General features: G+C 40.2%; 28 protein-coding genes and 1 pseudogene. 20 read left to right on the top strand and 9 right to left on the bottom strand.

Going from position 1 to position 26,308, the window contains the following annotated elements:
* Nucleotides 1–202: pseudogene (locus BLR15_RS11150) on the bottom strand (IS5/IS1182 family transposase); the annotation flags it as partial.
* A gap of 219 nt (nt 203–421) precedes the next feature.
* Between BLR15_RS11150 and BLR15_RS11145 the strand changes: the two are divergent.
* The 7 genes from BLR15_RS11145 (at nt 422) to yhaM (ending at nt 9,172) form a co-directional block, all read left to right on the top strand.
* Entirely contained in the window at nt 422–1,708 is a 1,287-nt protein-coding gene (locus BLR15_RS11145) for a dicarboxylate/amino acid:cation symporter (RefSeq protein ID WP_092987500.1), read from the top strand.
* 195 nt (nt 1,709–1,903) lie between these two features.
* Entirely contained in the window at nt 1,904–2,359 is a 456-nt protein-coding gene (gene xdrA / locus BLR15_RS11140; protein ID WP_092987498.1) for an XRE family transcriptional regulator XdrA, read from the top strand.
* Between the two features lie 113 nt (nt 2,360–2,472).
* Nucleotides 2,473–3,603 (top strand): DUF445 family protein, encoded by a 1,131-nt coding sequence (locus tag BLR15_RS11135; protein WP_092987496.1) that lies wholly within the window; start codon nt 2,473–2,475, stop codon nt 3,601–3,603.
* A 50-nt stretch (nt 3,604–3,653) separates the two neighbouring features.
* The gene (locus tag BLR15_RS11130) at nt 3,654–4,010 is read left to right on the top strand and encodes a YlbF/YmcA family competence regulator (protein WP_092987494.1); all 357 of its coding nucleotides are present in this window, start codon (nt 3,654–3,656) and stop codon (nt 4,008–4,010) included.
* A gap of 92 nt (nt 4,011–4,102) precedes the next feature.
* Nucleotides 4,103–5,284, top strand: coding sequence for a metallophosphoesterase family protein (locus tag BLR15_RS11125; protein WP_245696767.1), 1,182 nt, complete (start codon nt 4,103–4,105; stop codon nt 5,282–5,284).
* Nucleotides 5,285–5,291: 7 nt separating this feature from the next.
* Nucleotides 5,292–8,222, top strand: coding sequence for an ATP-binding protein (locus BLR15_RS11120; RefSeq protein WP_092987490.1), 2,931 nt, complete (start codon nt 5,292–5,294; stop codon nt 8,220–8,222).
* A gap of 11 nt (nt 8,223–8,233) precedes the next feature.
* Nucleotides 8,234–9,172 (top strand): 3'-5' exoribonuclease YhaM, encoded by a 939-nt coding sequence (gene yhaM / locus BLR15_RS11115; protein WP_092987488.1) that lies wholly within the window; start codon nt 8,234–8,236, stop codon nt 9,170–9,172.
* Between the two features lie 77 nt (nt 9,173–9,249).
* Here yhaM and BLR15_RS11110 read toward each other — a convergent pair whose 3' ends face one another.
* From BLR15_RS11110 to BLR15_RS11095, 4 genes are all read right to left on the bottom strand, one after another.
* Nucleotides 9,250–10,542: a dicarboxylate/amino acid:cation symporter gene (locus tag BLR15_RS11110; RefSeq protein WP_092987486.1), complete on the bottom strand. Its 1,293-nt coding sequence runs from the start codon at nt 10,540–10,542 to the stop codon at nt 9,250–9,252.
* 215 nt (nt 10,543–10,757) lie between these two features.
* Nucleotides 10,758–11,852 carry a peptidylprolyl isomerase gene (locus BLR15_RS11105; protein WP_092987484.1) on the bottom strand — a complete coding sequence of 365 codons (1,095 nt, stop codon included), beginning with the start codon at nt 11,850–11,852 and terminating at the stop codon, nt 10,758–10,760.
* 98 nt (nt 11,853–11,950) lie between these two features.
* Nucleotides 11,951–12,325 (bottom strand): YtxH domain-containing protein, encoded by a 375-nt coding sequence (locus BLR15_RS11100; protein WP_092987482.1) that lies wholly within the window; start codon nt 12,323–12,325, stop codon nt 11,951–11,953.
* Between the two features lie 56 nt (nt 12,326–12,381).
* A complete protein-coding gene (locus BLR15_RS11095; protein WP_092987480.1) occupies nt 12,382–12,810 on the bottom strand; it encodes an HIT family protein in 429 nt (142 codons plus the stop codon).
* A gap of 87 nt (nt 12,811–12,897) precedes the next feature.
* Here BLR15_RS11095 and BLR15_RS11090 point away from each other — a divergent pair, with 87 nt between their 5' ends.
* Together BLR15_RS11090 and BLR15_RS11085 are read left to right on the top strand one after the other, a co-directional pair.
* A complete protein-coding gene (locus BLR15_RS11090) occupies nt 12,898–13,650 on the top strand; it encodes an ABC transporter ATP-binding protein (protein WP_092987478.1) in 753 nt (250 codons plus the stop codon).
* A complete protein-coding gene (locus tag BLR15_RS11085; protein ID WP_092987476.1) occupies nt 13,631–14,833 on the top strand; it encodes an ABC transporter permease in 1,203 nt (400 codons plus the stop codon). The genes BLR15_RS11090 and BLR15_RS11085 overlap by 20 nt, the downstream gene beginning before the upstream one ends.
* Nucleotides 14,834–14,838: 5 nt before the next feature.
* Here the strand turns inward: BLR15_RS11085 and BLR15_RS11080 are convergent, their stop codons facing one another.
* Nucleotides 14,839–15,387, bottom strand: a complete 549-nt coding sequence (locus tag BLR15_RS11080) for a hypothetical protein (protein WP_092987474.1) — start codon at nt 15,385–15,387, stop codon at nt 14,839–14,841.
* A gap of 165 nt (nt 15,388–15,552) precedes the next feature.
* On the opposite strand from BLR15_RS11080, the gene hemE reads away from it, so the two are divergent.
* From hemE to BLR15_RS11060, 4 genes are read left to right on the top strand one after another with little or no spacing between them, the layout of a single operon-like run.
* Nucleotides 15,553–16,578 (top strand): uroporphyrinogen decarboxylase, encoded by a 1,026-nt coding sequence (hemE, locus tag BLR15_RS11075; RefSeq protein WP_092987472.1) that lies wholly within the window; start codon nt 15,553–15,555, stop codon nt 16,576–16,578.
* Nucleotides 16,579–16,584: 6 nt separating this feature from the next.
* Nucleotides 16,585–17,499 (top strand): ferrochelatase, encoded by a 915-nt coding sequence (gene hemH, locus BLR15_RS11070; RefSeq protein ID WP_092987470.1) that lies wholly within the window; start codon nt 16,585–16,587, stop codon nt 17,497–17,499.
* 15 nt (nt 17,500–17,514) lie between these two features.
* Complete coding sequence (gene hemY, locus BLR15_RS11065) at nt 17,515–18,885, top strand: protoporphyrinogen oxidase (RefSeq protein WP_092987468.1); 1,371 nt, start codon at nt 17,515–17,517, stop codon at nt 18,883–18,885.
* A 58-nt stretch (nt 18,886–18,943) separates the two neighbouring features.
* Nucleotides 18,944–19,933 carry a lipoate--protein ligase gene (locus BLR15_RS11060; RefSeq protein ID WP_092987466.1) on the top strand — a complete coding sequence of 330 codons (990 nt, stop codon included), beginning with the start codon at nt 18,944–18,946 and terminating at the stop codon, nt 19,931–19,933.
* A 72-nt stretch (nt 19,934–20,005) separates the two neighbouring features.
* Here BLR15_RS11060 and BLR15_RS11055 read toward each other — a convergent pair whose 3' ends face one another.
* Entirely contained in the window at nt 20,006–20,218 is a 213-nt protein-coding gene (locus BLR15_RS11055; RefSeq protein WP_092987464.1) for a hypothetical protein, read from the bottom strand.
* A gap of 208 nt (nt 20,219–20,426) precedes the next feature.
* Between BLR15_RS11055 and BLR15_RS11050 the strand changes: the two genes are divergently transcribed.
* From BLR15_RS11050 to BLR15_RS11035, 4 genes are all read left to right on the top strand, one after another.
* A complete protein-coding gene (locus BLR15_RS11050; protein WP_092987462.1) occupies nt 20,427–21,041 on the top strand; it encodes a competence protein ComK in 615 nt (204 codons plus the stop codon).
* Nucleotides 21,042–21,092: 51 nt separating this feature from the next.
* Complete coding sequence (locus BLR15_RS11045) at nt 21,093–21,269, top strand: tautomerase family protein (RefSeq protein ID WP_092987460.1); 177 nt, start codon at nt 21,093–21,095, stop codon at nt 21,267–21,269.
* Nucleotides 21,270–21,427: 158 nt separating this feature from the next.
* Nucleotides 21,428–21,658 carry a hypothetical protein gene (locus BLR15_RS11040; protein WP_092987458.1) on the top strand — a complete coding sequence of 77 codons (231 nt, stop codon included), beginning with the start codon at nt 21,428–21,430 and terminating at the stop codon, nt 21,656–21,658.
* Between the two features lie 101 nt (nt 21,659–21,759).
* Nucleotides 21,760–22,893, top strand: a complete 1,134-nt coding sequence (locus tag BLR15_RS11035; protein ID WP_092987456.1) for a LysM peptidoglycan-binding domain-containing protein — start codon at nt 21,760–21,762, stop codon at nt 22,891–22,893.
* 141 nt (nt 22,894–23,034) lie between these two features.
* Here BLR15_RS11035 and BLR15_RS11030 read toward each other — a convergent pair whose 3' ends face one another.
* Nucleotides 23,035–23,961 carry an ATP-binding protein gene (locus BLR15_RS11030; RefSeq protein ID WP_176754141.1) on the bottom strand — a complete coding sequence of 309 codons (927 nt, stop codon included), beginning with the start codon at nt 23,959–23,961 and terminating at the stop codon, nt 23,035–23,037.
* 279 nt (nt 23,962–24,240) lie between these two features.
* Between BLR15_RS11030 and BLR15_RS11025 the strand changes: the two genes are divergently transcribed.
* The gene (locus BLR15_RS11025; RefSeq protein WP_092987452.1) at nt 24,241–24,762 is read left to right on the top strand and encodes a Panacea domain-containing protein; all 522 of its coding nucleotides are present in this window, start codon (nt 24,241–24,243) and stop codon (nt 24,760–24,762) included.
* Entirely contained in the window at nt 24,752–25,351 is a 600-nt protein-coding gene (locus tag BLR15_RS11020) for a hypothetical protein (RefSeq protein WP_092987450.1), read from the top strand. Before BLR15_RS11025 ends, BLR15_RS11020 begins: the two co-directional genes overlap by 11 nt.
* A 136-nt stretch (nt 25,352–25,487) precedes the next feature.
* On the opposite strand, the gene BLR15_RS11015 is transcribed toward BLR15_RS11020, so the two are convergent.
* Nucleotides 25,488–25,952 carry a hypothetical protein gene (locus tag BLR15_RS11015; protein ID WP_092987448.1) on the bottom strand — a complete coding sequence of 155 codons (465 nt, stop codon included), beginning with the start codon at nt 25,950–25,952 and terminating at the stop codon, nt 25,488–25,490.
* A gap of 161 nt (nt 25,953–26,113) precedes the next feature.
* Between BLR15_RS11015 and BLR15_RS14090 the strand changes: the two genes are divergently transcribed.
* Nucleotides 26,114–26,287, top strand: coding sequence for a hypothetical protein (locus BLR15_RS14090; RefSeq protein ID WP_176754140.1), 174 nt, complete (start codon nt 26,114–26,116; stop codon nt 26,285–26,287).
* The last annotated feature ends 21 nt before the right edge of the window (nt 26,288–26,308 follow it).

Here is a 26,308-nt window from a genome sequence, read left to right as displayed (position 1 = left end):
GTTCAACATATCTAACAAAGATAGAAATAATCATGGCGGCATAGTTCAACTCTTCAGGTGCACCAAGTCGGGACTTTTTCGTTACTGCATGATAAATTTTATCCAAATTTATCGTAGAAATAATGGCATCATATTTTTGGGGAGGTGCCATGTCATATAATTCCTGGATGCCAAATAAGCTTGGTTGTCGTATAATGGTCATAAGAAGCACTCCTTCAGTCTTTTTATGGTTTGTTCGTCAACTACCATTATACAAGATTTGGGGAGGTGCTTCTTTTTTTAACTCTCAAAACTGTTGGGAGACATGGGGTTAGAATTATGAAATTCATTCATAGTGTGTTATATAAAATAATTGTTGTTTAAAGATAAATATCAATGTATAATCTGGAAGTGTTTTCATTTCATTGTTAGGAGGAATAATATGAAAGTAGGCAACCGTTTAACCATATATATTATCATTGGCCTCATTGCCGGTATCGTCATTGGTTCAATATTCAGCCCGATGGCAGACCAGGCATGGGTGCAGTGGATTGACCAGTACATATTCAATGTAGTCGGACAATTATTTTTGAGCATGATATTCATGATGGTTGTACCAGTAGTATTCATTTCCATAGTACTTGGGGTAGTCGGTGTCGGTGATCCAAAAACACTGGGCAGCCTCGGCATAAAAACATTATCGTTCTACCTGGTGACAACAGCCATCGCGATTTCCATAGCGATGATTGTGGCATTGATTCTCCAGCCCGGGGTCGGACAGTCGGAACTTTTGGATTCAACGGAAGTTGAAGACTACCGTTCGAATGAACTCGACGGAGAAACCGGGGAAGCGATTGATCAGACGTTTGACCAGACTTTGATCAACATCATTCCGACAAATATAATTGAAGCGATGGGGACTGCCAATATGTTGCAGATCATCGCATTTGCAATCTTCATCGGCATCGCGATGATTGCAGTCAAAGATAAAATACCAGGACTCATTAAATTGTTTGAAGAAGCGAATGAAGTGGTCATGTGGATCGTTCTTGCGATCATGAAATATTTTGCTGCGATCGGGGCATTCGGACTGGTGGCTACGGCATTTACACAAGCCGGCTTCGGTGCAATCCAGCAGCTTGGCATGTACTTTGTATGTGTACTGCTGGCACTGCTGATCCACTTACTTTTCGTATACGGATCGGTCATCAAGTTTCTTGCGAAGAAACCGTTCATCTGGTTTGTGAAAGGCTTTGCACCGGCGATGGGTGTTGCATTCAGTACATCTTCATCCAGCGCGGTTCTGCCGATTTCCATGGAAACCGCACAGAAGAACCTAAAAGTCAGAAAAAGCATATCCAGTTTCGTACAGCCGCTCGGGGCGACAATCAACATGGACGGTACCGCAATCATGCAGGGTGTTGCGACAGTGTTCATCGCACAGCTCTCAGGGATTGATCTGACGATCATGCAGATGGTGACCGTTGTTGTACTTGCAACTGTTGCAAGTATCGGTACAGCCGGGGTCCCGGGAGTGGGGCTTGTCATGCTGGCGATGGTACTGACCGCCGTCGGGCTCGATCCGGCAGCAATCGGTATTATCATCGGTATCGACCGACTGCTTGATATGACACGTACTGCAGTCAATATTACCGGTGATGCCGCGATTGCTTCTGTACTGAATGAACAGCAGAACAGAAAAGAAGAAAAAGCCAAAACAGAGGTGTAAGCTGAATTTTACACTTTTGATGCAAAAAGCTATATAATGGAGGAGTATATGGGATTTCAATAAGTGAACACTTATTGAACTTATCTTGTATACTCTTTTATTTTTGGTAATTTTATATTATCATGTTTTAAGTGCATAATTTAACGTTACTATAAATAGTTATAGGCAGTTGTATTATTGAAAGGGTGTTAATTAATGGATAAGCAGGCTTTTATAGAGACTCTACAGTCTAAATTCAAAATGGTACGTACCGAAGCCGGGTACACTCAAGATTCGATGAGCCATACTATAGGATTGTCAAAGAAAACTTTAGTTCAGATTGAAAAGGAGCGTATCCTTCCTAATTGGACGACATGTATTTCTTTATGTGCACTTTTCAGAAACAGTGAAGTATTGACAAATACTTTTTCCGGCGATCCGCTGGAGCTGGCTCAGGTAATCTCAAGAGGTCATTGTGTATATCCACTTTATGACAGTGAAAAGGTATACTGGGAAACGCTTGAAACGAGAAGTGGCTACGCACTTCAGTTTAACAGGGGCAACAAGATCTACCGTGTGATGAACGACCAGAATCAGCCTGTACATGCTTCCTACATCGAGCGTGAAATCAGAACCTACTTCAACAAACAAGTGGAACTTCAGCCTGTATAAATTTTATAAAGAAGAGCAAAGCGACAGAGGCTTTGCTCTTTTTTTCTTTAAGACGGTCATTTTATGGTATTATTTAGAAGTGCGAAATGCATTGAAGAGAAAGGGGGGACCGGATGAATTCCTTTGGTCTGATTATATTTATGATAGTTACAGGGTCTTTGATAGCAGGCTTTACCAATATGCTGGCGATAAAAATGCTGTTCAGACCGTATAAAGCAATATATGTATTCGGAATGAAACTGCCTTTCACTCCGGGTGTGATACCTTCGAGGCGCAGCGAGGCTTCGACCAAGCTCGGCAAAATCATTACAGGGCACCTCCTCACGCCGGATGTGTTCATCGATAAAATAAAAAGTCCCGAGTCTGAACGTTTCATCATGAACTTTATTGATAAACAGATAGACACTGTCGAAAGCGAAAAACTGAGCATCAGTTATTTTCTTGAACGACTGCATGAGGGACTTTCTGAAAAGGTCATAGACGGGTTCAATAATGAAGTGCGTAAAAAAATCGCTGAAGAGAGCGATAAACTGTATGTCTCCAAAATTGAAAATCTGATACCGACGGATGCGATGCACACAATAGATATGAAGGTAATGCAGGTTCAGCCGCAGCTCGTCCAGAAGATTGAAGGTTATATCATGTCGGATAAAGGTTTCGATGATCTCTACACCATGACTGATGAATTTATTGAGAAAAGAGGTCGTATGGCAAGATCGATCAAATACTTCATGACTAAAGAGAATATTGCTCTGAATATTCAGAAGGAACTGGTCAAATTGCTGAATCACCCGAAAATGCTCGGCATCGTCGAGCGTTTCATCATAGAGGAATATGACAGGTTAAAAGGCAAATCTTTAAATGAATTTTTATCCGTAAGTGATAAAAATGACCTTGTGGACAGTATCGGCAATGTGATGCAGGAACGGATCAATATCCGCGGGCTGTTGAATAAACCCATCGTGGAGTTCAATGAAGAGCTCTTCAATTCGTTCAAAGCACGCGGTAAGTACAGACTGAAAGACAACACGACCAACTACCTGGCATACAACATGGGCAGAATCATGGATAAGCTCCAGCTTGCCGAAGTGATCAAAAAGCAGATCGACAGTTTCCAGCTGGATCATATTGAAAATCTTGTCATGGATGTCGCGAACAAAGAGTTCAAAATGATCACTCTGCTCGGATTTATACTGGGTGCAATCATCGGTCTTTTCCAAGGTATAGTTGTAGTATTGTTATAACTTATTATTGTATGGTACAGTAGAAACATCACAAAATAAGGAGTTTTATGATGTCAGTAAATGTGTACGATCAAGCCAATGCACTTGAAAGTGCGTTAAGACAATCAGATGAATTTAACAGCATGAAGGACCTTTATGCGAAAGTGAACAGCAACCCTGAATCAAAAGAACTTTTCGAAGAGTTCAGACAGGTACAGATGGAACTTCAGCAAAAGCAGATGCAGGGCGAAGAAATACTGGAAGAAGATGTTCAGAAAGCACAGAGCTCTGCAGCTGAAATTGAAGATGATGAAAATATTAAAGCACTGATGGAAGCTGAGCAGAACATGAGCCAGCTGATTCAGGACTTAAACCGAGTCATCATGAAACCAATTGAAGAGTTATATGGAATCAACAACGAAAATTAATCTTTGAAGAGGTCTATTATTAGACCTCTTTTGTTTTTATATTTGTTATAATGATTGTATATATTGATAATGAAAAGTAGGTGAGATCAGTGGTGAAATTTATACATAGTGCGGATCTGCATCTGGACAGTCCGTTCAAGTCCCGTACGAAAATGCCACACAATATTTTTGAAGAACTGACATCAAGTACATATAAAAGTGTGACAAGAATGTTTGATAAAGCCATCGAGGAACAAGTGGACTTCATCATCATAGCAGGTGACGTTTTCGACAGGGAAAACCGTACTTTGAAAGCCGAGACCTTTTTGAAGAAAGGCTTTGAACGTTTGAAGGACAATGGTATTTTTGTGTATATGATTCATGGAAACCATGACCCTTTAAGTGAAAACGTCAAATCCAAGTGGCCGGACAACGTCAGTGTATTCAAGGAAAATGTCGAGACGTTCGAGAGTGTCAGTCAAAAGGGCGAACGCGTCTTTTTACATGGATTCAGCTATTTCATGGATGATTCATATGAAAACAAACTGGATGACTATCCGGTCAATCATCTGAATGAAGGCATCCATATCGGCATTCTGCATGGCACATACTCAAAAAACCGTTATGATCAGGCGCGGTATACGGAGTTCAACCTGGAAACTCTGAACAGTAAGCTATATCATTACTGGGCACTCGGACACATACATGTGAGGGAACAGCTGTCCGACCTGCCGCCGATCCATTATCCGGGAAACATCCAGGGCAGGCATAAAAATGAATATGGGGATAAGGGATTTCTGCTTGTTGAAGGCGATGATGTCTATTTGAGTACATCTTTCATAAAAGCTCATGAAATCACATTTGCAGAATATGCCCTCGAAATGAAAACATTGAACAAACAGGATATTTATCAGAGAATCGTCGAATTTAAAGAAAGACTGCGGGAAGCAGGCAAGAAAATTATCCAGCTCACCATCAATCACGAAGGGGATGAAGAACTCTCCGAAATAGATTATAAGGAACTGCTGGAACTGTTGCATGAAGATGAACAGGATGTAAGGAATTTCATTTGGATTGATAATCTGTCCATCAACTACTTGAATCAAAATCAGACAGCGATTTTAAACGATATTAAGGCAAGTTACTCTGATAATGAAGAAATCTTCAAAGAAGCATTGAACACCATGTATATGGACCCGAAAATCAACCGGCACCTGCCGCCGATGCAGAATCTTAAAAAGGAAGATTATCTGAGCCTCGGGGAAGAACGCTTGAAAATGTTAATGAGGAAGTAGTGAAAAGATGAAAATATTATCATTGAATATATATGGTTATGGAAAGATTGCGGAAACCGAGTTAAAGACATCGACGCCTTTCGTTCAGATTTTCGGTGAAAACGAAGCAGGCAAGTCGACGATGCAGTCGTTCATCCATTCCGTCCTTTTCGGATTCCCGACAAGGAAGGAGCAGGAACCCAGGCGTGAACCGAGAATGCACAATATGTACGGCGGGAAACTGGTCGTCGACTTCGAAGACGGCGAAGGCCCGGTGGAAATCGAAAGAGTCAAAGGCAACCGGGTCCAGGGTGATGTGAAAATTTATATGAATGACGGCACCACCCGGAGTGCGGACTGGCTTGTCAGAAAGCTGAACTTTATCGACAAGCGGACATACCGGTCGATATTTTCCTTCGATGTTCTCGGACTGCAGGACATTCATAAAAATATGACGGAAGACAAACTTCAGGATTATCTGCTCAGGGCAGGAGCGCTCGGTTCACATGAATATGATGAGATGCTCGCAGCCATCGACCAGGAACTTAAAGAGCTGTATAAAAAGAACGGCATTAATCCTGAAATTAATCAGGAGCTGGTGGAACTTCAGGAAATCAATGAAAAAATCCGCAAGCTCGAAGCTGAAGAAGCGAACTACAATCACTTGACGACAGAGCAGCTGAAGTATGAAGAGAGCATCAATGCGAAAAGAGATGCCTTGAACCAGCTGGACACCGTCCGCAAACAGAAAATCAAAGAAATTATGTATCACAAAGATATAAAAGACTGGAAAACTCTTGAGGGCATTCTGAATGTCGAACCTCTAGTATTTCCCGAGAAAGGAATAGAGAGGTATGAGAGTTTAAAGAACAGTTATGACCAGGCCAAAAAAGATATCAATCTAAGGCTGGAAAAGTTAAAAGTCCTGAAACATGAAATAGGACAGGTTGAACTGCCTGACGAGAAAAATATTGAATATTTGGAAGGCCTTAAAACAAGAGAGCCGGAGATTAAGCAGAAAAATCTGGAAATCGACCGCCTGAAGCACTCAATTGAAAATCTTGAAGATGAAATCGAACTGCTTAAAAAGGATATCGGCTGGCAGCAGGAACATATGGAAGTCGATGATTCGAACATCATCCGCGAATCCGTACAGACCCTGCTTGCGAAACTTGATGAAGTCACTCTGGAAGAACAATATCTGGTCCGGGAAATCGATCATATAAAGTCTGATATCAGACAGCTCGACCAGGAAATAGCAGACCTTGAAGATGCGCAGATCAGCGATTCAAGAATCAGAGTGAAAAAAGAAGTACTGGATAAAGAGGTCGAGCTTAAAGAAAAAGGAAAGATGTACCAGCTGATTGAAAAGGAATATGAACGTGAAAAGAGAGAACGTAACCGCACCAAACGCAATCAGACCTTTTTGATTTTGGGTATCAGCATCATTACATTGATCATCGGTGTACTGTACCTGGTCAATTCAGAATTCCTAATGGGTTCCATCTTTGTCGGCATCGCCGTCGTTGCATCAATCTTCCTGCTGCTGACGAACAGGGAGGAAGAAGAAAGTCTGAAAAGCGACTATGAACACGAAGTCGATGAACTGAAAGATGAAATAGAAACGATCAAAAGTGAAAATGATGTCAATTTTGACCTGAATGATGCCAGAGATTTAAAGATGGATCTGCGTACGCAAAAATCGAAACGCATTTCATTCAATGTTAAGATTGAAGAACTTAAAGAAACTTTAGCGATCAAAGAAACCAATCATGACCGTCTGAATACGGATCTGCTCAATGTTAAGCAGAAATTGAGAATCAATGCTGATATCGAGAACAAATACATCGTTGATGCAATCCATACGATCCGGGACATCAAGCAAAAGCGCAATCAGATCAGCAGGCACAATGTTGAAAAAGACAATGTAATCAAAAGCCTGCAGGACTTTAAACGTGAAGTGAAAGAGGATGTCAAAATGCTAGGCATCACTTATAGTGATGCTGCAATATTTTATGAAGTGAATCAGAAGCTTACCGAATACAATGAAAATATCGCCGATTACAAGCAGCTTGATGAACAGATTAAATTATTGGAAAATGAAATCAGTGTGATGGAAGAACGGGTCAGCTCATCCAGTAAGGAAATCGATGAACTTTTCGATTATGTCGATGCGGATGATGAAGAAGAATACTACTACCACTCACGTAAATTTGAAGAGTATCAGAATAATTTAGAGCAGTTTAAAAATCTGAGTGCCAAGCTGGATGAAGAATTGTTCGACTATGATCTTAGAAATGACCTGGCGTCACTGATGCTTGCCGATTTGAAAGAAGAAGAGGACGGCATCAATAAGCAGGTTGAACATTTCAATGAAATGCTCCAGGATGAACAAAAAGTGCTGGCTGAAATCAACCAGGAAATCAATATATTGGAAAGTGACGGTAAATTGAGTGAACTCAACCATCAATATGAGATGAAGAAGAGTCTAATCCAGGGCTTGTCAGAAGATTACCTGTCGCTCAATTACATCCGCCTGTTGATTGAAACACATATTAAGGCCATTAAAGATGAACGCCTGCCAATCGTCATAGAAGAGGCGAGAAGCATATTCCAGTTTGTGACCAAAGGCAGATACATCAATGTCATCTATGATGATGACGGCATCACCGTCAAACATTCAAACGGACAGATATTCCATCCGCTGGAGCTGTCACAATCGACTAAAGAGATGCTCTATATCAGCTTGAGATTAAGTCTGATCAAAGCACTGCAGGGCTACTATAAACTGCCGCTCATTATTGACGATGCATTTGTACACTTCGATAAGGAACGTAAGAAAATAATAATGGATTATTTAAGAAGCGAAGTAAAAGACCAGGTACTTTATTTCACATGTAATCTGGATACTTCTATACCATCCAATCAGACAATCAGATTAAAAGAGAAAGTTAAATAGAGGTGAAATAAGTGTCGAATATTGCAAACCTTAAAGCAGGAGACAGTGTAGAAACATTTTACTTGATCAAAAGAAGCCAGCAGGGTGTCACACAGCAGGGCAAACCTTATATGACGCTGTATCTGCAGGACCGTTCAGGAGAAATTGAAGCGAAGCTCTGGACAGTTTCAAAAGAAGACATGCAGGTACTTCTGCCGGAAGCTCTTATAAAAGTCAAAGGGGATGTCATCGATTACCGCAATAAAAGACAGATGAAAATTGCCATGTACCGTCTGGCTACGGAGCAGGATGGACTGAATGCAAAGGACTTTGTTGAAAAGGCTCCGATTGATGAAGATACCCTTTTTGAAAGCATCATGGATTATACCCTCAAAATTGAAAATGGGGCGATGCAGCGTATTGTACGAAAGATGCTTGCGAAGTATAAGACAGAGTTCCTGACTTATCCGGCTGCGATGACAAATCATCATGACTTCGTTTCAGGTCTCGCTTACCACGTACATTATATGCTGAGAACCGCCGAAGCGTTGTGTGACATTTATCCGTCGCTCAACAGAAGCCTGCTGTACAGCGGCATCATTTTGCATGACATCGGTAAAGTCAAGGAACTTTCCGGTCCGATAGGAACGACTTATACGACGGAAGGGAATCTGATCGGACATATTGTCATTGCGGTTGAAGAGATTTCGATGATTGCCGCAGAACTCGAAATAGAAGGTGAGGAAGTCCTGCTTCTTAAACACCTGATCCTTTCACATCATGGGAAACTCGAGTATGGCTCACCGAAAGTGCCGATGCTGAAAGAAGCGGAAATTCTGCACTTCATCGACAATATTGATGCAAGAATGATGATGATGGATAAACATCTTGATAATACGGATAAAGGAAAATTCACAGACAGAATCTTCCCTCTGGAAAACAGAAATCTATATAATCCGGAAAGCTTTTAAATATTGAAATAAAATGCCCGGTCCTTAAAAATTCAAGGACCGGGCGTTTTATTTTGAAAAGTATTCAATGATGAAAGTTATGACTGTCGTGCTGATTTTTCCTTTTCTTCTTTTCTGATCTGCTGTTCATTGAGCACAACTGCAATGGTGGCGTCCCCGGTAATATTGACGGCGGTACGGGTCATATCCAGTAAACGGTCAATACCCAGGATAATACCGATTGCTGCAGGGTCCAGACCGACTGCGGTCAACACCATGGCAAGCATTACAAGACCGACACCGGGCACTCCGGCCGTGCCGATACTCGCAACCGTTGCAATAACTACGACGGTTACCATTTGCATGATGGTTAAATCGACACCGGTCAGTTGAGCAATAAAGACCGTGGCTACACCTTGCATAATGGCTGTCCCGTCCATGTTGACCGTCGCACCAAGCGGCTGAACGAAACTGGATACACTCTTTTTAACGTTCAAATTATTTTGTGCAGTTTCCATTGAAACCGGCAGTGTGGCACTGGATGAAGATGTACTGAATGCGACACCCATCGCCGGCGCAAAGCCTTTGATAAACCATATGAACGGTTTCCTGGCAATGAATTTGATGACCGACCCGTATACGAAAAGAAGATGGATGAATAAACCGAGGAGCACACAGACGAAGTACATGCCGAGCTGCTGGATCGCTCCGAAACCAGCCTGTGTGAATGCTGTGGCAACAAGGCCGAATGCACCGATGGGCGCAAAGTATTTCATGATTGCCAGCACAATCCACATGATGACCTCGTTCGCTTCCTCAAATAATTTTATGACACTTTTAGCTTTGTCCTGTACTGCAATCAGGGATATACCGATGAAAATTGCGAATGCAATGATCTGCAGCATATTTGCAGTGCCCATCGCTTCGATGACGTTGGACGGAATCAGGTTGATGATCGTCTCATCCACAGACTGATCGATGGCCTCACCCGTCTCACCTTCAAGCTCTGTTTCACGATATTCTTCCACTTCGGATGAATCAAGCAGTTCCGCCTGACCTTCCCCCGGCTGCAGTACCAATGCGATGATGATTGCAACGGTGATTGCAATGGCGGTGGTGGTTAAGTAAAATGCAATTGTTTTTATTCCCAGACTCCCCAAAGTTTTAGGATCTCCGACCCCGACGACACCAAGTACGATAGAAATGAATACTACCGGTACAACAACCATGAAAATCAGGTTCAGGAATATTTGACCGACGACATTAAAGACGAACTGATCAATCCACTGTACCCATGCCTGATCCGCCATCGGGCTGAATATTGAACCAATGATGATACCCGCGATAAGACCAATGACAATGTAGACTGTTAAACGGTTTCCCACTTTCATAATAAAATCCCCCTCGTAAATCATTATATTTTATACTTGTAAACGCTTACAAAAAACGACCCTGGTTAATATACTAAAAGACAGAACAGGGCAGGAGCGCTTTATAATTCTCATTATAACAGTAAATTACAGAAAATTGAAAAATATTTTATAACATAATTTGATATTAAAAAAGACCTGTACAACTGTACAGGCCGTTAAAAAAGCTGATTAATTTATTCTTCAGATTCAGCTTCTTCATCTTCAGCTGACTCGTCATCGGCAGCTGGTTCTTCAGTATCTGCTTCTTCAGTATTTTCTGCATCTGAAGATTCTTCACCTTCACCAGATTCTTCACCTTCACCAGATTCTTCACCTTCGGAAGCTGCTTCTTCAGATGTAAGGAATGTCTCCTGGATGTAAGATTCAATTTCTTCATTTTCGAATGAAACACTATATTCATCCATCAGATCCTGATAGAATGTCAGGACCTGGTCCGGATTTTCCTGGACTTTCTGGTTCACAAGCTGGCTTTTGACTTCTTCCAGCTCTTCATCTATGTCTTCTTCGTCGCCTCTTTGGATGATGTGGTAGCCGAATTCAGTTTCTACCGGCTCACTTGTCATTTCTCCCTGTTCCAGGTCGAACAACGCATTTTCAAACTCTTCAACCATCTGTCCTTCAGTTACAAGACCTAAGGAACCTCCGTTTGAAGCACTGCCATCATCTGATTCTTCTTCTGCAACTTCAGCGAAGTCTGCACCGTCTTCAATGTCTGCAATGAGTCCTTCAGCTTTTTCCAAAGCTTCGTCTTCTGACAGGCCATCTTCAGATTCTTCGTCTACTGCGATCAATATATGTGCGCCTTCAGCAGAGCCCTCCATTGCTTCTTCGTCTGTAATATCAAATTGTTCTGTGAAGAAAAGATTATGATATGTACTGGCAATACGCTGTTGTTTATATCTGTCAGCCGTCATGCCCGGCTGTTGTTGGGACATCATCATTTCAAACTGTTCTTCGCCGCCGTACTGTTCAATTTCAGCATCAACTTCTTCTTCAATTTCAGCCGGATCGACTTCATCACTGTATTTATCCTGAAGCACCTGATCCAAAGTCAATTGGAACGTCTGATTTGCAACCTGTGTGGTGCCTATATTATTCAAGACATCATCAACAGTCACGTCTCCTGCGTCACTTGTTGCCAAAACTTCACCGAACTCTGTCTCTCCAGAGCCATTTTCACTATCTGAGCTTCCATCTTCACCGTTACCACAGCCGGCAAGTCCGAGAAGTCCAAGCCCGATTACTACAGGCATCAACTTTTTCTTCATAAACACTTCTCCTTTAATCTTCATACAAGAGCTAATATATCATAAAAAATCAGCGGAACACAAATAGTATTGTGTCCCGCTGCTTAAAATTTCAAAAATTATCTTTTCTTTCTGTTAATAATGTTATCCACATCTTTACTGATTTCCTCACCGCGGTTGGAAACATTTTCAATGTGGCCTTGTATATTTTCGATATTTGGATTAATATCCGCCTGGAAGTTATTAATCATCGTTTTGATTTCATCGCCCAGGCTGTTGAACACTTCCTGTGATTCATGCTTGGTTTTCAAAAATGATGATTTGACTTCATCAGCTTCGACTTTCAGCTGGTTCATCTGGGATTTAAAGTTGCCCGATTCGTTCTTCAGCGACTGCTGCAGCTCTGTTCCGGATTTCGGTGCATTCAGGAATGAGACTAGCATGCCGCCTGTGACACCAACTGCAAAACCGACTGCGATATTTTTAAACTTCATTTACGACACGTCCTTTTAGCAAGTATATATAAACCATTACCCATTAAGGGTGTTCATTACTCATCGAGTTTGTCTTTAATATGGTTTTCTATTTCCAAACGTTCATCATCAGAGCCGGGTTCAGATACCGGATCCCATTTATAGTTGAAACCGTCATATTCGTCATCATATCTCGGAATGAGGTGGAAGTGTAAATGAAAGACGGACTGTGAGGCATATGAACCGTTATTTTGTACAACGTTCAATCCTTTTGGATTAAATGCATCACGCAGTGCCTTGGATACTTTGGTGACAGCAGCCATCAATTTGGCACCTGTTTCGTCATCCAGTTCATAAATGTTTTCAATCGGACGTTTTGGAATTACGAGTGTATGACCTTTTGACAGGGGAAAGGCATCCATAAAAGCCAGTACCTCGTTATCTTCATAAACGATGTTTGCAGGTATTTCGCGATCAATGATCTTCTCGAAAATTGTTTTAGTCATTCATTGTACCTCCGTAGTTTTATTATGATATATTGTAACTTAGTATCAGTATACAAATAATTTAATTTAAATTAAAGGAAGTCGAATATGGTTCTGAATATAGATAAGTTAACTGGCGGCTATTCAAAGACCGCAGTTATACATGATATCAGCTTTGATATCAAGAGCGGGGAAATCATCGGCCTGATCGGCCTGAACGGGTCGGGGAAGAGTACGACAATCAAGCATATACTGGGCCTCCTCCATCCACATAAAGGCAGTATAGAAGTCAACGGCATCCAGATAGATGAAGATACAGAAAAGTACAGGAGAGACCTGGCATATATCCCTGAATCTCCGATACTCTACGAAGAACTGACATTGAAGGAACATATCAATATGACCGCGATGGCGTACGGTCTGGATGAATCGACAGCATGGGAACGTGCCGACAGACTGCTCAAAGTTTTCCGTCTGGATGATAAAGTCAACATGTTCCCGACACACTTTTCCAAGGGCATGAAGCAGAAGGTCATGCTGATCTGTGCATTCATAGCGGAACCGGACCTGTATATCATAGACGAACCTTTTCTCGGTCTTGATCCGCTCGGCATCGAATCATTGATCGAGCTGATGGTTGAAGAAAGAGATAAAAACCGGTCAATTTTGATGAGTACGCATATCTTATCGACTGCGGAACGCTATTGTAACCGGTATGTCATTCTGGACGACGGCAGGGTGCTCGCATCCGGGACGATCGAGGAACTGCGTGAGCAGATGAATATGCCCGGTGCCTCTTTGGATGATCTTTACCTATCTCTGACAGGAGGCGCAGGTTCAAATGAAAGCACCTCTGTATAAAAGCAGAATTGAAGATGATATAAAGATAAGAAGCTATTATGGCAAATATATATTCAACAGCCATTTCCTGATCTTTTTAACGATTGCAGCAGGTGTATTCCTTTACTCATTGTTAGGCATTCTATCAACAATGGAGCCGACGATATATCTGGATCTCATTGCGGCATTAATAATGAGTGTATTGCTATTACCAAAGTACCGCTCATTACTGAAAGAAGCGGATGTGCTGTTTTTACCACCATATGAAAAGAATATGAAGAGATATTTCTCCTATACGAGCCAGTACTCATTCTGGCTGAATATCGGATTGCCGATTGTCGGTCTCGTGATTGCATTACTGCTTCTCAGTGTTGGGCATTCAGTTGTGGAGATGGGCGTATTCGCTGTCATGGCTGTCATTCTGTATATCATGGCATTATTTATCAGAAGGAACGCGATCAATTCACCTGTGTCCCAGAACACTGTCATAACCCTACTCGTTATCATCCACTTCATTTCACTGATGCTGCTGCTTCAAAATGTATTCTTTGCCGCAGCAGGGCTGGCACTGATCGCAGGGCTGTACTACTGGATCAATAAAAAACAGTATAAAAATCTGGACTGGACGACGCTCGTCAACTATGAAGCGGCACTGCTGCAGAAATATTACCAGTATGTTTCGATGTTCACAAACGTGCACCATATATCCAAACAGTATAAAAGAAGGAAATATTTTGATTCACTGCTGAAACAGCCAAAACCTGGCATGTTCAATAAAGGTCATATGTATGAGTATTTATTTAAAAGGACATTTTTAAGGGACAACGATCTGCCGATGATCATACTCCGGCTGCTGTTGATATTTACAGTGGCGATGGTGTGGGTGCACCAGCTCATGCTTTCTGTAATCATCATTCTGTTTGGACTTTATATCATAGTGCTTCAGATGTCCCAGCTGTATACGGCTCAGGCATACCTGCTCTGGCCGAAGATCTGGCCGGTTAAGAGGGAGTACATTCAGGAGAGCTATATCAGGTTCTCTCACAAGGTCATGCTGGCCATTTCCCTCGCATTGGCCGCATTATTCATAATACTGCATCCGCCTTACTTTTATATCGCTGTAATTTTCCCGCTGTGGGGATATCTTCTGAACAGCTATTTCAGTAAAAGTGTATACAAAAAAGAAAGACTGCTGAGCGATTAATCCGCTCAGTAGTCTTCTCTTTCTTCTTCAGGTATTTCTTCAAATTTCTTTCTGTTTTCCTCCAGCGGCAAATAAGTCTTGGATGATATTGAGCTGTGAAACACAGATCCTATATCCCTGAATTTCTTCACGGCACCGGGAGCCAGGTAATCTTCATAGATATCGGTATCTTTGAAGTCGGTGATGGTTGCACTGTCGGCCCATTGTGTAAAGACGATGAAAGAGTCTTTATGCAGTGCACGGCCGATACGATAAGCAGTCAAACCTTTTACATTTTGCAGTTTCTGGTTCAAATCGGAAAAATGGCCGAGAATGGATGCTTCACCGCTGCCTGATACCGGAATGTAATGTACTGCAGCTGTGTTTTCCTGGCTCATCACACCATGACTATATAATATATCGTACTCGGAAGCGGACTCGAATACCGGATTCTCCTCTTCACCTTCCCGGTAAAGCATGGCATCCTGGCCGACTGCATTCAGCATCAGATCCGGGTGTCTGTCCTGTAAGGTCTCCAAATATCTGACTGTCCCTGTAGTAATGTATAAAATCATTATGTTCACCTCTTAAAATGTCTTGCTATACTATACCTTTTAGTTCAGTTTTATAAACTTGCAGCTTTAAATATATCGAATTTTTGTCATTATTACCTTCATCATGTCCTATAAAGTAAGATATGATAAAATGGTAAGGGAAAATATGAGACGGAGGGTTCTGAATTGTTTAATGATACTATAATTCGAGCAGCTAAAGGGGAAAAGACGGAGCATACACCTGTATGGTTTATGAGGCAGGTAGGGCGCAGCCAGCCTGAATACCGTAAGGTCAAGGAGAAATACTCCTTGATTGAAATTACTAAACAGCCCGAACTGACTGCTTATTTAACAGCGACACCTGTAGAAAACTATAATGTTGATGCTGCTGTCCTTTTTAAAGACATCATTACACCGCTTGCACCAATCGGTATTGATGTTGAAATAAAGGCCGGGGTGGGGCCGGTCATCAATAATCCGATCAGAGACATCAAAGATGTCGAGAAACTCGGCGAATTGGACCCTTATAAAGACTTGGACTATATATATAAGACGATTGAAATTTTAACTAAAGAAAAACTCAATGTGCCGTTGATCGGTTTCTGCGGTGCGCCGTTTACGGTCGCAAGCTATATGATAGAAGGCGGACCATCCAAAAACTATCACAGAACCAAACAATTGATGTATAACGAACCTGAGACATGGCATAAGCTGATGGAGAAGCTGACTGAAATGAGCATCACTTATCTGAATGCACAAGTAGATTCAGGTGCAGGCATCATTCAGATCTTCGATTCATGGGGCGGTGCTTTGAGCAGCCATGTCTACCGTGAGAATATCTCACCTTACATCAACAGAATCGTAAATCATGTCAAATCCAAGGGTGTGCCGGTAATCATCTTTGGTATCGGTGCGTCACACCTTGTTCCGGAATGGAATACTCTTGATGTCGATGTCATCGGCCTGGACTGGAGAATGTCTATTGATGAAGCAAGACAGAGCGGTGTGACTAAAGCGCTGCAGGGTAACTTGGAACCCGCCTTACTTCTTACAGAGTGGGATATCATCGAAACAAAAGCGAAAGAAATCGTCACACAGGGCAACCGCACCGGCCATATATTCAACCTTGGCCACGGCGTATTTCCTGAAGTGAACCCCGATACACTAAAGAGATTAACAGAACTTGTTCATAACTACAGTAAAGGATTGTGATTTTAAATGGTACAGAAAAAAGGATTATTGGTGATGGCATACGGAACGCCATATAAAGAGGAAGATATCGAGCCGTATTACACTCATATCAGACATGGCCGACCACCTGCAAAAGAGGCGCTTCAGGATTTGAAGGAACGCTACGAAGCCATCGGCGGCATTTCACCGCTTGCCGACACTACAAAAAGGCAGGCAGAGGCGCTGTTGCAACAATATAATTCTGCATCAGAAGATGAATATCAGCTGTATATAGGTTTAAAGCATATCGATCCGTTTATAGAAGATGCAGTAAAGCAGATGTCTGAAGACGGCATTAAAGAAGTGGAAACTGTTGTACTTACACCGCATTATTCAGACTTCTCCGTCGGCACTTATAACCAGCGTGCCAAAGAAGAATGTGATAAGTACGGCATTTCCATAAAATCGGTGGAATCATTTTATAAAGAACAGCCGTTTTTAGATTTCTGGACAGAAGCGGTCAAATCATCACTGGCTGAAATCAGTGAAGACGAGCATAAAGATACGGCGATTATAGTGAGTGCCCACAGCCTTCCGGAGAAAATAAAAGAGCATAACGACCCTTATCCGTCACAGCTGGAAGAAACGGCGCAGCTGCTGAAGGAGCAGGCAGATCTGCAAAATGTATTTGTCGGCTGGCAGTCCGAAGGAAACACACCGGATCCATGGCTCGGACCGGATGTGCAGGATCTGACGCGTGATCTGTATAACGAACATGGTTTCAAGCATTTCATCTATCTGCCACTCGGATTTGTGTGCGAACATCTGGAAGTGCTTTATGATAACGATTATGAGTGTAAAGTTGTCTGCGATGAAGTGGGTGCATCATACCACAGACCGACGATGCCGAACACAGATGAGAGATTTATCCAGGCGATGATCAATCAGCTTGAGTTACTTTGATAAAGAAGGGTTAAAATGACAAAAGTTGCAATAATCGGTGCCGGTATATCCGGCCTTTCTGCGAGTTATTATTTAACTGAGGGTAATCAGGATATAAAAGTCGATGTATTTGAAAAAGCGGGACATGCCGGAGGCAAGATCAACACATACCGTAAGAACGGCTATGTGATAGAGCTTGGACCGGAATCTTACTTAAGCCGCAAGGAAGCTTTGACGGATCTGGCGAAAGACATAGGAATGGAGCAGGACCTGGTAAGAAATGAAACAGGACAGGCATATATTTATGCCAACCATAAGCTGCATCCTGTGCCACCGGGCACCCTGCTGGGTGTACCGACCGAAATAGGGCCTTTTTTGACGACAAGTCTGCTCACGCCGATGGGTAAAGTGCGTGCATTGCTTGATCTGACAAAGAAGAAGATGCCGCTTTACACTGATATTTCAGCGGGTCGCTTCTTTAGAAACCGTCTCGGTGATGAAGTGCTTGAAAACCTGATCGAACCTCTGTTATCCGGTGTCTACAGTACGCCGATCGACAGCCTGAGCCTGATGTCGACATATCCAAACTTCAAACATCAGGAAGAGAAATATGGCAGTCTGATCAGAGGCATGATCAAATCGAAACCGCCTAAAAGCAACACGAAAAAAGTGGGGCAGTTCTTCCAGTTTAAAAATGGCCTGATTTCATTTATTGAGAGGCTGCAGGAAAAAGTCACTGCCCAAAATGTAAATTTGAATTTGAACAGTGATGTAGAAAATATAGAAAAAGCGGAAGATGGCTATAAAGTGACTGTGGGCGGCGTAGACAAATTTTATGATGAAGTCATCATCACAACACCGCACTTTCAATACAAACGCTGGTTCGACGACAAGGAGCTGGAGTACTTCAAACACATGCCGGCAACCAGTGTCGCCACTGTCGTCATGGGCTTTGACAAGAGTCAGGTAATCAATGATATCGACGGGACCGGTTTTGTTGTCAGCCGCAATATGGATACAGCAATTACAGCATGTACATGGACGAATAAAAAGTGGAAACATTCCACACCGGAAGGCAAAGTGCTCCTCAGAGCATATGTCGGCCGTCCGGGAGACTTTGTCGTAGAAGAAAAGTCAGAAGAGGATATCGTAAGACTTGCTCTGAAAGATCTGAATAAAATCATGGATATCAAAGGTGAACCTGAGCTGCAGATCGTTACCAAGCTTAAAAACTCCATGCCCAACTATAATGTGGGGCATAAAGAGATGATTGACGGTATCCAGGATTATATGGAAGAAACTTATCCGGGTGTACATCTGATCGGAGCATCCCACTATGCAGTCGGACTGCCTGATTGTGTTAAAGGTGCAAAGGAAACCGCAGATAAAATTCTTCAAAATCAATAGTAATTACAGTTGATTAATATATAATGGTAACAAATCATAATTTATAGGAGGTCACACCGTGAAGTTCATATCCAACAACAACATTACAGATCCCATGGTAAATTTAGCGATGGAGGAATATGTGTTAAGAGAGATTCCTACAGATGATTCATATTTTTTATTCTACGTGAATCAGCCATCTATTATCATAGGTAAAAACCAGAATACGATTGAAGAGATAAATGAACCGTATATTCGCGAACACGGTATTAAAGTCGTCCGTCGTGTATCCGGCGGCGGCGCTGTCTATCATGATGAAGGCAACCTGAATTTCAGCTTTATCACAGAAGACGACGGGGACAGTTTCCATAACTTTAAACGCTTTACCCAGCCGATTGTCGATGCGCTTCAGGAAATGGGCGTCAATGCGGCACTGTCGGGCAGAAATGATATCGAAGTCGATGGTAAAAAAGTATCCGGGAATGCAATGTTCACCCAAAGGGGCAGAATGTTCTCGCATGGTACAGTGATGCTGGACAGTGATATCGGCGAAGTGCAGAATGCATTGAAAGTGAACCCTAAAAAGATTGAATCCAAAGGTATTAAATCAGTCAGTGCAAGAGTCGGAAACATCAATGACTTCTTGGATGAGAAAATAGATATTGAGGAATTCAAACGCCGTATACTGATCAATATCTTCGGTTCACTGGAAGAGATAGAAGAATACAAACTCACAGACGATGACTGGAAAGAGATTGACAAGCTTTCAGAAGAGAAGTATCAGACGTGGGAGTGGAACTTCGGCAGAAACCCAAAGTATAACTTCAACGTTTCTCATAAATTTTCAGCAGGCCTGCTTGACCTCAGATTCGAAGTGAATAAAGGCAGAATCGAACAGGCGAAAATTTTCGGTGATTTCTTCGGAGTCGGGGAAGTCGTGGATATAGAAGAAAAGCTTGAGGGTGTTGAACACAGCTACACGGCGATTGATAATGCGCTGAAAGATGTGGATATCAGCCATTATCTTGGCAGAATCACAAGGGAAGAGTTTTTAAATCTCGCAGTATAAATAAAATAAGCTGACTTTACTATGTAAATACTTACCAAGTAAAGTCAGCTTTTTCTGTATATAAGATTATTTTTAATTCGCATCATCAGTAATCTCTCTTAACAAAGTGGTGTAGGTGTTGAATTTTTCTTCATCTTTTTCAATCAGTGCCTCTTCGATCTTTTCTTCGTAAAGTTTGGCATTGAAATCATCAAGCGCTTCTTGAAGCAAAATGTCTGCCGAAAGGTCGTTGATCGTATTGATGAAAACACGCAACTGGTTGACAGGATAGACTTGTTTACTCATAATATTCCGCCCCCTTAATTTATCTTGTATAGAATTATAAATGCTCATAAATACATTGTCAAATATGTTTTGAATTATTTGACAATTAAAAGATGTAAAAATACCCCGGTCATTATAAATTACATATATTTTCAATATGATAATAATAGTTAACAGAATAGTTAACATATGTTATATTATATTTATCATAACATAAAGGGGCAGATTTATGAAACGTCAGCATTTTAATATTAACGATGATACGATGTATATGTTGTCTGTAGAAAACAAGGGGTTGACCGAATGCAGAGTGGGGGAAGTGTACGGCAACGGCTTTCATTGCCTGACATCACCCAACAAAATACTGGAAAAAAACTGCAGGCAGTATTCGCAGAGCTATCCGGCAAGAAAAGAATTGACGAAGAAACTGACCGGCCTGTCGGCTAAGCTTCCGGTGATCATTGATCTGTTTGGATCAATCATCTTCTTCTGCACACATTCAGACAGAGTGATGGAAAACAACTGGTTCAATATTAAGCATATACATTCGTACAGAAATTATAATGGAAATACAAGAGTGCGATTTAATAATAATGAGGAGATTGAAGTGGACATCTCATTTACATCTTTCAACAACCAATATTTAAATGCTTTAAAGCTGCATTACAAATTCAATCTTGAAAAAGAAAAGTTCGAGTACAGTGAAATGGCCAAATATAAAAACAGTGCACCGTCAGGTAATTATATGACGGATATCACAAGTACAAACGATAAGGTCAGTGACGTTTCATACAAAGCCTATTTACAGTATATAAGCGGAGGAAAGATGAATGATTTGGCTTAGACTACATAAAATAAGTATAATTGGGGATATAAAAATTAGGAGTGATAAATCATGCCATTTGTACGAATACAATTAAAAGAAGGACGCAGTGCCGAGCAGAAAGAAGCACTCGCAAAAGAAATCATCAATACGATGGATTCAACAGATTTCGCATCGCAAGACAGTATACGTGTCATCTTCGAAGAAATGAAAGATGAAGACTTCTACTCAGGAAAAGATATGAAGTGAATTGAAAATTGAAGACCCGCAATGAGATTCATTGCGGGTCTTATTATATAAAAGTAAATTCAGAAATTAATAAGTGATTAAAATGATGAAATTAAGGATATGGTATATAACACGGTTTAAATAGAGCAGGGCAAATATGCGTTAAGGGGATGCGTATGATGTCAAATAAGAAAAACGGTGATGACAGTCCGAAATATATTATAGATCGAATAAAGAAGCGGCCTAAAAAACACGGTGAAGCAAAAACACAGAAAAGCAAAAGACAGCCCATGAAGCGGAGCGTTGATGATTCAACCACGCTCGGGCTGGGATGCTGGTTCTTTTTGATATTGCCTTTCATAGGCACTATTTTGGTGCTGATTATTCTGATAGGATTAACGCAAGGATAAACAGCCGCGAAAAATATCTTTGCTGAACTCTGTGATACCATCCATATTTGAAGATGACAGTAAAATATTGATGTTTTAAATATTAACATTAACAAAATATCATGACACAGCTGAAAGGAAGAACGGATGCAATGATTATTGATGTATCTCATCATCAGCCTGCCAAAAGCATCGATTACAAAACACTATCTCAACATGTGGACCACGTCATTATCAGAACAATGGATGCAGACATGATTGACAAAGAGTACAAGACTTACCATAAAGAGTTCCGTAAACATGGTGTACCGACGGCTGCTTATGCCTTCTTCAGATCACAAAATGATACCCATGTAGTTAATGAAGCAAAAATGTTCTGGGACAGAACGAAGGACTTAAATCCTACTATGTGGTGGATTGATGTTGAAACGTCACCCCATCCGAATATGAGAAAAGCAGTTAATGACTATATTAATGAACTGCGTAAACATGGTGCTAAAAAAGTGGGTCTGTACATTGCACACCATCTGTACAAACAGTTGAATTTGGACACATCCAAAGCAGATGCCGTGTGGATTCCGCACTACGGGAACGGCTCGGCAACTGCAAACAGTAAGCCTGCTTACCCTGCTGATATCCACCAGTATACCGAGCATGGCAGATTGCCTGGTTATAACAGTAACCTCGACTTAAACAGGATTATCAGTGATAAGAAACTGGAATTCTTTACGGATGGTAAAGCTTCTAAGAAGAAACCGGCACCGCCAAAAGAATCAACGAGCAATGCGACTACCAGTGCTGAAACGTACAAGGTAAAAACTGGTGACACATTAAGTGGCATTGCAGCCAAATTCAGTACGACGACAAAGGCACTGCAAAACTTAAACGGCATCAGTAACCCTAATCATATTGAAGCAGGTCAGCTGCTCTATGTAAAAGGTGCTGCAAAAACAAATACGTATACAGTTAAATCGGGAGATACTTTATCAGGTATTGCAGCTGCGCATGGTACGACTACTAAGGCGCTGCAGAATTTAAACGGTATTACCAATGCCAACTTAATCTATGCAGGGCAAAAGCTTATCGTAACTGGAACGGTTAAGAAATCAACAACGAAATACCACACTGTTAAATCTGGCGATACAGTCAGCGGCTTAGCTGTTAAATACGGATCTACACAAAAGCAGATTGTTAATTGGAATAATCTGAGGAACCCAAACGAAATTTATATCAATCAAAAATTAAGAGTTAAGTAACACAAGCGCACGCGAAAATCACAGACACAATACATGGCTTGAACAACCATAATAAAAATTAAATAATTCGACTATAAAGATACCCCTCAATCGGAGTCATTGCCGAAAGAGGGGTATTTTTGTTTATAAAATAAAATGTAGTTACGTTAATATCTTCCACTCAAAAATAATGTTGTCTTCAGGTCGTCCATGAGATTCTGAATCTGCCTGCGTAATCTTTAATAACATTTTGGCTCCTTTGTTGTTTACAATATAAACTAAATCATCATAAGTACACTCAGCAATCCTATTACTGAAATCTAATTTTCCGAGTTTTATTTTGTCTACCTCATACCATAATGTAATCTCACCTTTAATCCTCGCTACTTTTATCATGTTATCATTATATACTCTCGCCTTATCGTTACCTGCTACTTGGAACTTTAAAACAAACTCATTTAGTCCCTTTCCTAAAGTATATTTACCATTATTAAGTGATGGATTTAACCGTGCTACGCCTTCATCTCTCTCATCAGTATAAGAAATTTTATCTTTAATAATATTTTGTTTTTCTATCTCCTGGAATAAAGGATGATGAATACCATTTGATTCATATTTCTTTAAAGTTAGTTCATCACGTTGCTGCTGAGTCATTCTACTTGTCGTGCTTCCTATCCGTATAAATGATGTACCACTAGTATATTTATCGGTATCTTTACCAATTTCATAAGGCCACTCATTATTTTCTTTTTTAATATATATATAACCTACTAATTCATATTCGATTTCAATGGTTCCTGTTTCAATAGAAGGTCTTGGATTAATACTATCAAATATAGCCTGATACTCATTGTCGTCACGCATATCTGTTTTTAGACCTACAAGATGTTTATTATCACTTACACCCAAAATAATATATTTATCTTCCTTTAAAGCCTCAATAGAATTGAGCATTGCTATAGTATCTTTTAACACTTCATCTTTTCTCTTTCCTGGACCGTACTCTTCCACTTTGTAGTCGAGAGTAGCTTTCTCATTAGCCTTCTGTGTAATTAGCGTTCGTATCATCTCTTCAGCAGGTAAACTCATAATTATAATCATCTCCTCGTTCAATAATCTAATCATACCCGATTTTATAAGCTGTGGACATGAGTGTTTTTATTTATAAAATACATAACTTGTTCAAATATTACACTTTATGTTAAGATTATTTATCGATTTTGTAGATATTCTAACAAATTTAGGGTAATATGAGAGTAACAGAGGACACCGAAGAGCGGCGAGCGCAGAGCGCAAGTCCTGTTCTTTTTTTGTCTGCAGCAGTATGGTTTAGCAAATAGATCATGTTGTATTAGGAGGAGAATTGAGATGGAGAAGACAAGAATTAAATACTTCACATCACTTGATAATATCATCGGTTTAATGAAAAAAGAGCTAGGAGAGAAAATATCTCCTTTAAGATTACAAAAAACTTTATATTTCTTATTTGCTTATTATGGTGCATCTTATGGAAGTATGTCCGAAAGTAAAGAATATAAAGAATCACAAAACGAAATGATGAACTTACCTCCGTATCTATTTAATGCAGAATTTGAGGCATGGCAATACGGACCAGTTTTGAGAGAAGTGTATTTTGGGCATAAATACAATAACTTCGTGGAAGAGTGTGAATTCGATCCAAGTAATATAGAAATCCAAGATGAAACAATGAGGGTAGAAGTAATAGAATATCTTAAAGAACTTATAAGGAATACAAGTGAAGTCAGTGATTTTGGATTAGTAGAGCGTTCGCATGAGGACGATGAGTGGAATGCAAAAATTTCTATTCAAGGTACAATGGATAATGACAATATAATTGAAGAATACAAAGAGATTGTAAATGGCAAATAATCGTTTTAACAGTAAATTCCCTCCCAAAAAGAAGAGGAAGCCTATTGAAATAAAGAATGCAGATTTTTTACCCACTAGAAGTGAATTTAATTCTAGTAAACAACTATCTGATCTAAAAAAGGCTAAAGAAAAAGAGATTGTCTTCTATAGTGAAGATGTTAAAAAATCTAAATATGATACAGGCTTAAGGTTTATAAATTATATTTCCGATAGTAAACAAACCGATAAAATTAATGGAATAGAAAATTTTGCATCAAATCTTGATTTACTAAAGAAAGAAGTCACTAATTTAGATTACGATGAAAGAGCATTATCAGTTCTTTCTTTGTACTTGGGAGATAAAATAACTGAAATTGCAGGTATTGTAAAATCAGACATTAAAACATCATTAAATCAACAAGATGGAATAAGGGTTTATTGGTATCTGGATTTAGGGAAAGATAAATTAGTTATTATTTGTTTAGATCCACAGCATTTAGTAATACCAAGTGCACATAATGGTAAAGATAAAGAAACTATGATGTATGAAACATTTAATGAAACACTTAATAGTAAAAAACATTGTATCAGTAAGTATTTTATTAAATAAGAGTGCAATCTCGGGGCGAATTCGGGGAACAGCTACGCATAGTGTAAGAATTGCAAGCTACACTTTAGTTGAACAAATAACACACTATAAAATCAAGAAGATTAACCACCTCACAGCAGGTGGTCTTTTATTTTGTTTAATGAAATTGTCTTATATCATCTCTATGTTTACGGTCTAACTTTTCTTTTTCTATAATTATATTTTGTTTGTAAGTTATAAACTTTAGTCTCGTATTTCTTGTTGAGTAGTTTGTGTGATATTTATGATTTATCGATTCAATTATTTCTTGATTAAATTGGTCTAAACTTATATCAAGTTCATCTTCTTTAATACTTTTATAAGGCATGTACAACTCGTATATGGTTATTCCGTTATTCAATCCGCTATTATCAAATTGAAAAGGATCTCGTTCATCTTGTGCAGGGTTATGTATGGATACTTTGATATAAGTACCTTTCACTGCCTTTTTACGCAATCTAAGTATATTCATATAGGCAAGGCCGACCTGTTTATAAAATAATATTGAAATTAGCACTCCCATAATTAAACCGAAACCAGTTAATAGGACATCTTTTAAAGTGATTAAATATAGTATTTCCAATCTTATCCCCCTTTAATTAATATTTCCATCCATCCTCTTCCATAACTTTCAAGCAGCTGATGCAACGTTAAATTGTTCAACATATTAATTCCTCTCGTCACTTTAAATTATACTATACGCACCTGTTACCCCATGCTATATTAATTTCAGGAGGGGATGAAATGAAGCTAGATATAACAATTGAGTACAAACAATTGTTTTCGGAGTTGTTATCAGACTTAGACGAGTTTGAAATTAAGATGGAAGAACCAATTTACATAGTAAGACTTGTGGTGTTAAGTCAAATTGATGTATTCATAACATCAGTAGAGGCGACAACTGAATCACAGATTTAAAGCATACTTAAATAAGCCTAG

This window comes from Lacicoccus qingdaonensis (assembly GCF_900101075.1).
GTDB lineage: Bacteria > Bacillota > Bacilli > Staphylococcales > Salinicoccaceae > Lacicoccus > Lacicoccus qingdaonensis.
Note: the sequence above shows the minus strand (reverse complement) of the source record. Positions and strands in the feature narration are given on the sequence as shown.

What these genes read in the sequence shown, in the direction of transcription:
- BLR15_RS11100 (WP_092987482.1), bottom strand. Translation starts at nt 12,325, where the DNA reads ATGAAGTTTAAAAATATCGCAGTCGGTTTTGCAGTTGGTGTCACAGGC.
- BLR15_RS14090 (WP_176754140.1), top strand. Translation starts at nt 26,114, where the DNA reads ATGAAGCTAGATATAACAATTGAGTACAAACAATTGTTTTCGGAGTTG.
- BLR15_RS11085 (WP_092987476.1), top strand. Translation starts at nt 13,631, where the DNA reads ATGAAAGCACCTCTGTATAAAAGCAGAATTGAAGATGATATAAAGATA.
- BLR15_RS11055 (WP_092987464.1), bottom strand. Translation starts at nt 20,218, where the DNA reads ATGAGTAAACAAGTCTATCCTGTCAACCAGTTGCGTGTTTTCATCAAT.
- BLR15_RS11105 (WP_092987484.1), bottom strand. Translation starts at nt 11,852, where the DNA reads ATGAAGAAAAAGTTGATGCCTGTAGTAATCGGGCTTGGACTTCTCGGA.
- BLR15_RS11035 (WP_092987456.1), top strand. Translation starts at nt 21,760, where the DNA reads ATGACACAGCTGAAAGGAAGAACGGATGCAATGATTATTGATGTATCT.
- BLR15_RS11095 (WP_092987480.1), bottom strand. Translation starts at nt 12,810, where the DNA reads ATGACTAAAACAATTTTCGAGAAGATCATTGATCGCGAAATACCTGCA.
- BLR15_RS11120 (WP_092987490.1), top strand. Translation starts at nt 5,292, where the DNA reads ATGAAAATATTATCATTGAATATATATGGTTATGGAAAGATTGCGGAA.
- BLR15_RS11020 (WP_092987450.1), top strand. Translation starts at nt 24,752, where the DNA reads ATGGCAAATAATCGTTTTAACAGTAAATTCCCTCCCAAAAAGAAGAGG.
- hemY (WP_092987468.1), top strand. Translation starts at nt 17,515, where the DNA reads ATGACAAAAGTTGCAATAATCGGTGCCGGTATATCCGGCCTTTCTGCG.
- BLR15_RS11130 (WP_092987494.1), top strand. Translation starts at nt 3,654, where the DNA reads ATGTCAGTAAATGTGTACGATCAAGCCAATGCACTTGAAAGTGCGTTA.
- hemH (WP_092987470.1), top strand. Translation starts at nt 16,585, where the DNA reads ATGGTACAGAAAAAAGGATTATTGGTGATGGCATACGGAACGCCATAT.
- BLR15_RS11025 (WP_092987452.1), top strand. Translation starts at nt 24,241, where the DNA reads ATGGAGAAGACAAGAATTAAATACTTCACATCACTTGATAATATCATC.
- BLR15_RS11040 (WP_092987458.1), top strand. Translation starts at nt 21,428, where the DNA reads ATGTCAAATAAGAAAAACGGTGATGACAGTCCGAAATATATTATAGAT.
- BLR15_RS11090 (WP_092987478.1), top strand. Translation starts at nt 12,898, where the DNA reads ATGGTTCTGAATATAGATAAGTTAACTGGCGGCTATTCAAAGACCGCA.
- BLR15_RS11080 (WP_092987474.1), bottom strand. Translation starts at nt 15,387, where the DNA reads ATGATTTTATACATTACTACAGGGACAGTCAGATATTTGGAGACCTTA.
- BLR15_RS11145 (WP_092987500.1), top strand. Translation starts at nt 422, where the DNA reads ATGAAAGTAGGCAACCGTTTAACCATATATATTATCATTGGCCTCATT.
- BLR15_RS11050 (WP_092987462.1), top strand. Translation starts at nt 20,427, where the DNA reads ATGAAACGTCAGCATTTTAATATTAACGATGATACGATGTATATGTTG.
- xdrA (WP_092987498.1), top strand. Translation starts at nt 1,904, where the DNA reads ATGGATAAGCAGGCTTTTATAGAGACTCTACAGTCTAAATTCAAAATG.
- BLR15_RS11045 (WP_092987460.1), top strand. Translation starts at nt 21,093, where the DNA reads ATGCCATTTGTACGAATACAATTAAAAGAAGGACGCAGTGCCGAGCAG.
- BLR15_RS11030 (WP_176754141.1), bottom strand. Translation starts at nt 23,961, where the DNA reads ATGAGTTTACCTGCTGAAGAGATGATACGAACGCTAATTACACAGAAG.
- BLR15_RS11135 (WP_092987496.1), top strand. Translation starts at nt 2,473, where the DNA reads ATGAATTCCTTTGGTCTGATTATATTTATGATAGTTACAGGGTCTTTG.
- BLR15_RS11110 (WP_092987486.1), bottom strand. Translation starts at nt 10,542, where the DNA reads ATGAAAGTGGGAAACCGTTTAACAGTCTACATTGTCATTGGTCTTATC.